At 44.1% G+C, this 6409-nt stretch carries 4 protein-coding genes; all 4 read right to left on the bottom strand.

Annotated features, from left to right (window positions below):
* Positions 1–583 (bottom strand): ImmA/IrrE family metallo-endopeptidase (locus PEPTYR26121_RS03480; RefSeq protein WP_180499271.1); only part of this gene is annotated, 583 nt, incomplete at its 3' end.
* A 2-nt stretch (positions 584–585) separates the two neighbouring features.
* Positions 586–957, bottom strand: a complete 372-nt coding sequence (locus tag PEPTYR26121_RS03475) for a helix-turn-helix domain-containing protein (protein ID WP_002834913.1) — start codon at positions 955–957, stop codon at positions 586–588.
* A 250-nt stretch (positions 958–1207) separates the two neighbouring features.
* On the bottom strand, positions 1208–2536 hold the full coding sequence (gene rlmD / locus PEPTYR26121_RS03470) for a 23S rRNA (uracil(1939)-C(5))-methyltransferase RlmD (RefSeq protein WP_180499269.1): 1329 nt from the start codon (positions 2534–2536) through the stop codon (positions 1208–1210).
* Positions 2537–2652: 116 nt separating this feature from the next.
* Positions 2653–6366 carry a leucine-rich repeat protein gene (locus PEPTYR26121_RS03465; protein WP_180499267.1) on the bottom strand — a complete coding sequence of 1238 codons (3714 nt, stop codon included), beginning with the start codon at positions 6364–6366 and terminating at the stop codon, positions 2653–2655.
* Positions 6367–6409 lie beyond the last annotated feature (43 nt).

Below are 6409 nucleotides of genomic sequence, written 5' to 3'. Positions count from 1 at the left end.
TATTCATCAAAAGACAAGAAGCAAATGTATTCGCCTGCCATTCTATTGTATCCATAAATCCCCAGCGTTTATTTTTCTTCTTATTAACATCGCCAGTTCTACAAGCTAGTGATGCAGGCTTTTCTTCTTCATTAAAAAAAGATAGTTGGTTTGGATCTCTATAGAATACACACGGATGAATTACACCATGTCCACATTCATGAGCTAGGGTAAATCTTCTAAATCCTTTATCTCTTGGATTATCTAATTGCTTATCTATTAGAATAGTATTAGCTCTATCTGTAAGATATTCTAGTTCCCATTGTCCAGTTTCAATATTTGGCATTAGGCTTTTCATTGTTCGTATTACTTGGTCATCATTAAAGACCATCATCCCTGCATAGCATCCGTTATGAGATAAGTAGGCATACTCAACATTAAACCCTAAATCAAATTCTGCAAGCCCCTCAATATCTACTGCTTCAAAATTTTCAATTGCAGAAGGACAATATTTATTGAGAATTTGCTCGGTCAGTGATTCAATTTGATCTAAAGTGATAAATGGAGCACCTGTACTTGATTTGTTGAAGTTATATTGATACATGCCTACCTCTCTTTTTCAATTTCTTCAATGAATTTTATCCACTCTTCTTCTTTGACATCTAAGTCTCTAGCCTTTCTCAAAGCTACGCTTAAGCCTTTAGTCTTTAAAATATACTCTGGCAAATCAGGTGCCACCGTATTTCTTTGCTTTCCAGCTAAATCCATCATAATGGATGATTCTTCTTCATCCAAGTTTAATATTTTAGCAATTTGGTTCAACCTATCTAAGTCAAAAGAATCTCTTTTTCCTTTCTCTACATCGCTTAGATACGGTGAGGAAATATTAAGCCTGTCCGCCATATCCTTTAAGGTGATTCTTAAATCCTTTCTCTTCTGAGAAATAAAATCCCCAAAAGTCAGTTCGTGATTGTTCATGATTACCTCCTATTACATTATTAGCTAATCTGCTAACTTGTTTATATTTTACAGCTTATTAATTGATGTGTCAAGTCCTAATATCTATTCTGTTCACTCTCCCTATAAATATCTATCCTGTCTACACACCCCTACGATTTTTACTATTAATATGTTCCCGCAAGGTATTTTTCAAATAAAAAAATGGCTTTTAAGATTTCTTTTAAAATCCTAAAAGCCATTGGTTTCAACAGTTTTATAGCTTGTTATTCTATTTTCTTGACATCAATACTACACTCTCCACGTGTGCCGTTCTCGGGAATTGGTCCACGGCCTCCAGGTGTTCCACTTTGTATCCGCTCGCTTTGAGGATTTCGATGTCTCTTTTTTGAGTCACAGGATTGCAACTGATGTAGAGTATGCGTGGGGCATTTAATGCGGCCAGTTTGTCGATGGCCTTTGGATGGATGCCGTCGCGGGGCGGATCCACGACGAGAAGATCGGGGCGCGTGGTAAGGGTATCGATAAGCTCCAACACGTCTCCTGCGAGGAAACGGGCGTTTTCGATGCCGTTGGCCTTTGCCGCACGATTGGCATCTTCCACGGCGGATTCCACGATCTCGATGCCGATGACTTCCTTCGCCTCTTGGGCCAGGATCTGGCCGATAGTACCCGTGCCGGAATATAAATCGTAGACCACGCCTTTTTCCCTGCCCGCCAGAGCACGAGCTTTTTCATAGATCAAGGTCGCCGTATCGGGATTGGGCTGGAAGAAGGAAAAGGGCGCGATTTGAAAATTCAAATCCAACAGACGCTCTTCCAAATACTCGTCCCCCGCCAAGTGGACGATTTTCTCCGGCTTAATGGCGTCTGCCCAATCGTCTGAAATGGTGTGGTAAATAGAGGCGATGGTGCCTTGAAGCTCCAAGCCTTGCAAAAAAGCCACAAAAGCCTCTTCATCGACGGGATCCGACGAGGTCACTAAGTTCACCAAATAAGAATCCGTAGCGCGGGCATGACGCACCACGAGATAACGCAAAGTACCTTCATGGCGCATGCGGTGATAAAACGGGGTGTTCAGTTCGCGGAAATAGCGCTCAACCTCCGCGCGAATGGTTTCCATATCCTCGGGCACCAGGAGGCATCCCGTAGTGGAGACGATGTCGTAAAATCCCTTTTTATGATGGAGACCTAGGGTTAAAGGACCGCCCTTTTCCTCGTCTCCGAAAGTGTATTCCATTTTGTTGCGGTAATGGTAGGTTTGAGGCGCCATGGTATAGGGCACATCCCGGCCGTAGAGATCGTCGAGCATTTCCTTTTTAAGCGCCGACTCCTGCTCATAGCTTATGGTCTGGTACATACAGCCGCCGCAAACGGGAGCGTGAGGGCAGTCGGGGGCGGTCTCCATGGGAGAGGGCGCCAAAGTTTCTAAAATCTTTCCCTTTTTATTGTTTGCACGATTTCGCGTAATGCGCACGCCCACTTTTTGCCCGGGCAAGCCGCCCTTTACATGAATTTCCGTGCCGTCTTCCGTTTTCACCACGGAACGATTGGGAAAGTGACGCTCTACAATCTCGCCTTCTCTATACTTCTTAGCCATAATGCCTCCTTTTCTATTCCCCATATTATACCATGACCATTACCGAGCTATTGGAAAGAACACCATGCAAAAAGCTACCGAGTGAACGGTAGCTTTTTTGTATATCGAAGAGTTTATTATTTTACAATTTCAATGCCTATATTGTCTCTGAACGCATCCTTTCCTAAACTCTTAACCGATGCGGGGATGGTTACTTTCTTAATGTTATTGTAGCGGAAGGCTTCTTTATCGATGGTTTCGATGCCTTCTTCCAAGGTCAGATTGATCAGGCCGCAGTAAGAGAATGCACTGTTGCCGATAGTCTTGACCGTGCCCGGAATCACTAGATTTTGGAGATTTTTATTGTTTTTGAAAGCGTTCGACTTAATATCGGTAACCGACGCGGGAATAGTCAGGTTTCTAATATCCGCATTTTGGAAGGCACGCATACCGATGGTGGTGACACCGTCGGGAATGGTCAATTCCTGAATGGGGCAGCCGTAAAAGACGGAAGGTGCGATTTCGGTGATATTCTTCGATAAGGTTACTTTCTTTAATTGTTCGCAGTTCGAAAAAGCGCCGCCACCGATGGTCTTCACGCTGTCGGGAATGACCACTTCTTCGATAAGATTGTTTCTAAAGGCAGCTCCTCCGATTTCTTCGATGCCGTCTTCGATTACCAGCTCTTTAATCTTGGTATTATCCGGATCAGAAGCATTTTTTCCAAAAAGACTCGGCGCAATTTTAGTAATCTTGTTGCCGTTTGCGTCCTTTGCAGGGATGGTCACACGGTTACTCGTTGCAAGTTTATCCTTGGCGCTGTCGGCGATTGTGGTAAGAACACCATCTTTTACCACAAAGTCTTCCGGTGTCCAGGGTACGCCTTGGTAATCGTCATCGATATCTTGATCGGTGCCGCTATCAAAGAGGGCATCCAACTTAACAACAAAGGGTGTGGTTGGGATTTGCGACGCAATGCTCGGATCAAATACAGGTTTCGCCGTATCGCCGGTGATTTCCCAATCCACCGCCTTGGCCAAGCTAGTACCACCTTTTCCATAACCGACTTGGGTCGTGATTTTTTCATTTAACATGGATTTAACTTCGTCCGTTGTCATGTCCTTGACGCCCATGCGGTTGCCTAGGATGACTTCGATGCCGCTGTTGCCACTAAAGGCACCTTCACAGATCTTCTTCAGACCGAAGGGCAAATGAACTTCGTTTAACTGATTGTTTCCAAAGGCAGAACAGGAAATTTCTTCCAACGCCTTATTGAATTTCACCGATGTCAGTTCATTGCCCGAAAAAGCATTGACGTCGATTGTCTTCAGGTTTTCATTGCATACGAGTTCTTTGAGCTTGCCCTTCATAAAGGCATTGCGCCCGATGATTTCGAGGTTTTTACCGAGGGTGAGGCTTTCTAATGTTGGCATCTTCCTGTCCGCCATAAAGGCCATATCGCCGACGGATTTCAGGGAATCGGGCAATTGTAATTCTCTTATATGATGCGCCATAAAAGCAGCATTACCTATCGTCTCAAGCCCTTCATTGAAGCGAATTTTTTCGATGGGATTGGCGCCAAATGCCGCCATTTCAATGGTCTTAATATTTTTAGGAATTTCCACCGAGGTTAAATCATTTTTCGGAGCTCTCGTGGGATTTTTAAATGCACTTTTTGCAATGGTATCGACACCGTCGATAGCGGGGATCACCAAATTTTTATCCGTAGCGACCCGTTCCTTGCCTTTATCGGTAAAGCCCGTAATCTGATTGCCTTCCACGATAAAGTCGTCTTTGTCCCAAACGCCCAGTGTGTCCTTGGAAATTTTTACCTTGACGATGAGGCGAATCTTCTTCAGATTTTCCTGTACGGTTTCGTTGGAGGTTCCGTCTTTTTTATTGGGGCCTAAGAGATCGTTCAGCTTTTGGTCGGAAATCTGTTCGAATTTTGCGCTATAGGTGGATACATCGCCTTGGCGATCGATCAGTTCCCAACTTTCGATGTCGAGAGGTGTCTTTTCATCTTTTAATTGACCCTTGAAAATATAGGGCCTCAATTGAACGACCTCACTTAATTTGTCTTCGATGGTCATTCCGTCTAAAGACGTGATTTTCACGGGATCCTTCAAATACATCTTGAAGGTCGTATCCCCTTCAAAACCCGGATTGTAGCGGAAAGAGTTCCCGCAGAATACCTTGAGAGAGTTGGGAACGGTAACTTCCGTAATCTTATTGCGACAGAAGATCTTCGGTGAAATTTCTTCCAGGCCGTCGGGGAAATCGACCGTCGTCATTAAATTCGATTTAAAGGCGCCGAGATCGATCTGTTTCAGCGTCTTGGGGAATTTAATATTGGAGATGGCGTTGGAAGTAAAGGCGGAGTCGCCGATAAAGTGTATGCCTTCTTCAAAGGTTAGATTGACGATATTGCTGTTGGCGAATCCATTGGGTTCCACATCGTTTAATGTGCCGGGAATAGATACGGTTTTCATATTATTATTGGAAAAAGCACGGGCTTTTACATGTTCCAACCCATCATTTAAGGTAAGTTTGGCGATGCCGCATTTTAAGAAGGCAGTGCTGCCGATGGTTTTTATGGAGCCGTCGATTTCAAGCACCTTTATGGGCACATTAGCAAAAGCATTGTTCGCAATTTCATCGACGCCCTCGAAAGCGGGAATGACCAGGTTGTTTTTGTTTTTCTCTAATTTTTCTTTTCCTTGTTCGGTTAGGCCCTTCAGCACATTGCCTTCAATGACAAAATCCTCTTCCGTGTAGGGTTCCACTTTGATAGGTCTTTCGCCTTCCACTGTTTTAAAGTCGATGGAGGCCTGTTCCATTTCCCCTTTTGCTTTTTCCAAAGATTTTAATGTAGCGTTTGGATTGTTATATTCCGCTTCCGCCGCTTTAATGGCTTCTTGCAAGGTCGCAATATCTTCAGGTTTTGCTACGACCTCGCCCATGTCAATTTTTTTTGGATCGGTTTCGTCGCTAGGTGTTAAACCTTTCAAAAGACTCTTTGCCTTGTCGATAAACTGGCCTAAGAATTTCCGTGCGGTTTTCATTTCCGGCGTATCGTCTTTGCCGGGATCGACGGACGGTTTGTCATTGTCTCCCGCTCCCGGATCGACTTCCGGTTTTATCGGTTTATCCGGTGTGGGCGCAGGTGTCGGGATAGAGGGCGATGCCGGCTCCCAAATTAATTCAGGAATGTTCTTTTGTTCTCTTTTATTCTCTACAACAGGTCTTTCGGCCACATCCCGCAGACGATTGTTATTTTCCATAAAGGGAAGGGCGTTGTAGATCATATAAAAGATATCCCTACGAATAGAAGGGTTCTTGGAATTTTCCATGGTAACGCCATCCAATAGATTCTTATCCTTAGCGTAATTTAAATATGGAGCAGACCATCTTCCCTCAGATTTACCTTTTACCCCGGGGAAATCTTTATCTAATCGAACAATAAGTGCAATCATTTCCTCGTAGCTGATCCTGTCATTAGGATAAAAGTTGCCGTCGGGCATACCCGCTACCATTTGATAGCTTTTCATAAGCTCGATATATTTGAAAGCCCAGTGACTGGAGGGAACATCTTTAAAATGCTGCTGACTCATATCGACATTTTTCGTAAGTTCCTCCATGCCCGAGGCGTGAACCAAAAGCTTAACAGCTTCCGCTCGTGTCAAATATTCATTAAGTTGCAGGCCGCCGTCACCACGTCCTACGATAATTTGTTTCTGCTGCAAAGTTTCGATTTTATAATTTGCAGACTGCGCATAAATGCCGGTCATCGGAAAACTCGTCAATGTCATGACAAGCGCCAGCAAAAGCGCGATACATTTCTTCTTCATGCGTCACTCCTTTTGTATCGTTAGTTTTCAAATAAATGGCAGT

Source organism: Aedoeadaptatus nemausensis (assembly GCF_903819165.1).
GTDB classification, from domain to species: Bacteria; Bacillota; Clostridia; order Tissierellales; family Peptoniphilaceae; genus Aedoeadaptatus; species Aedoeadaptatus nemausensis.
This window is presented reverse-complemented; position numbering and strand designations above follow the sequence as displayed.

Coding starts and splice junctions, on each gene's coding strand:
- PEPTYR26121_RS03475 (WP_002834913.1), bottom strand. CDS start 957: ATGAACAATCACGAACTGACTTTTGGGGATTTTATTTCTCAGAAGAGA.
- rlmD (WP_180499269.1), bottom strand. CDS start 2,536: ATGGCTAAGAAGTATAGAGAAGGCGAGATTGTAGAGCGTCACTTTCCC.
- PEPTYR26121_RS03465 (WP_180499267.1), bottom strand. CDS start 6,366: ATGAAGAAGAAATGTATCGCGCTTTTGCTGGCGCTTGTCATGACATTG.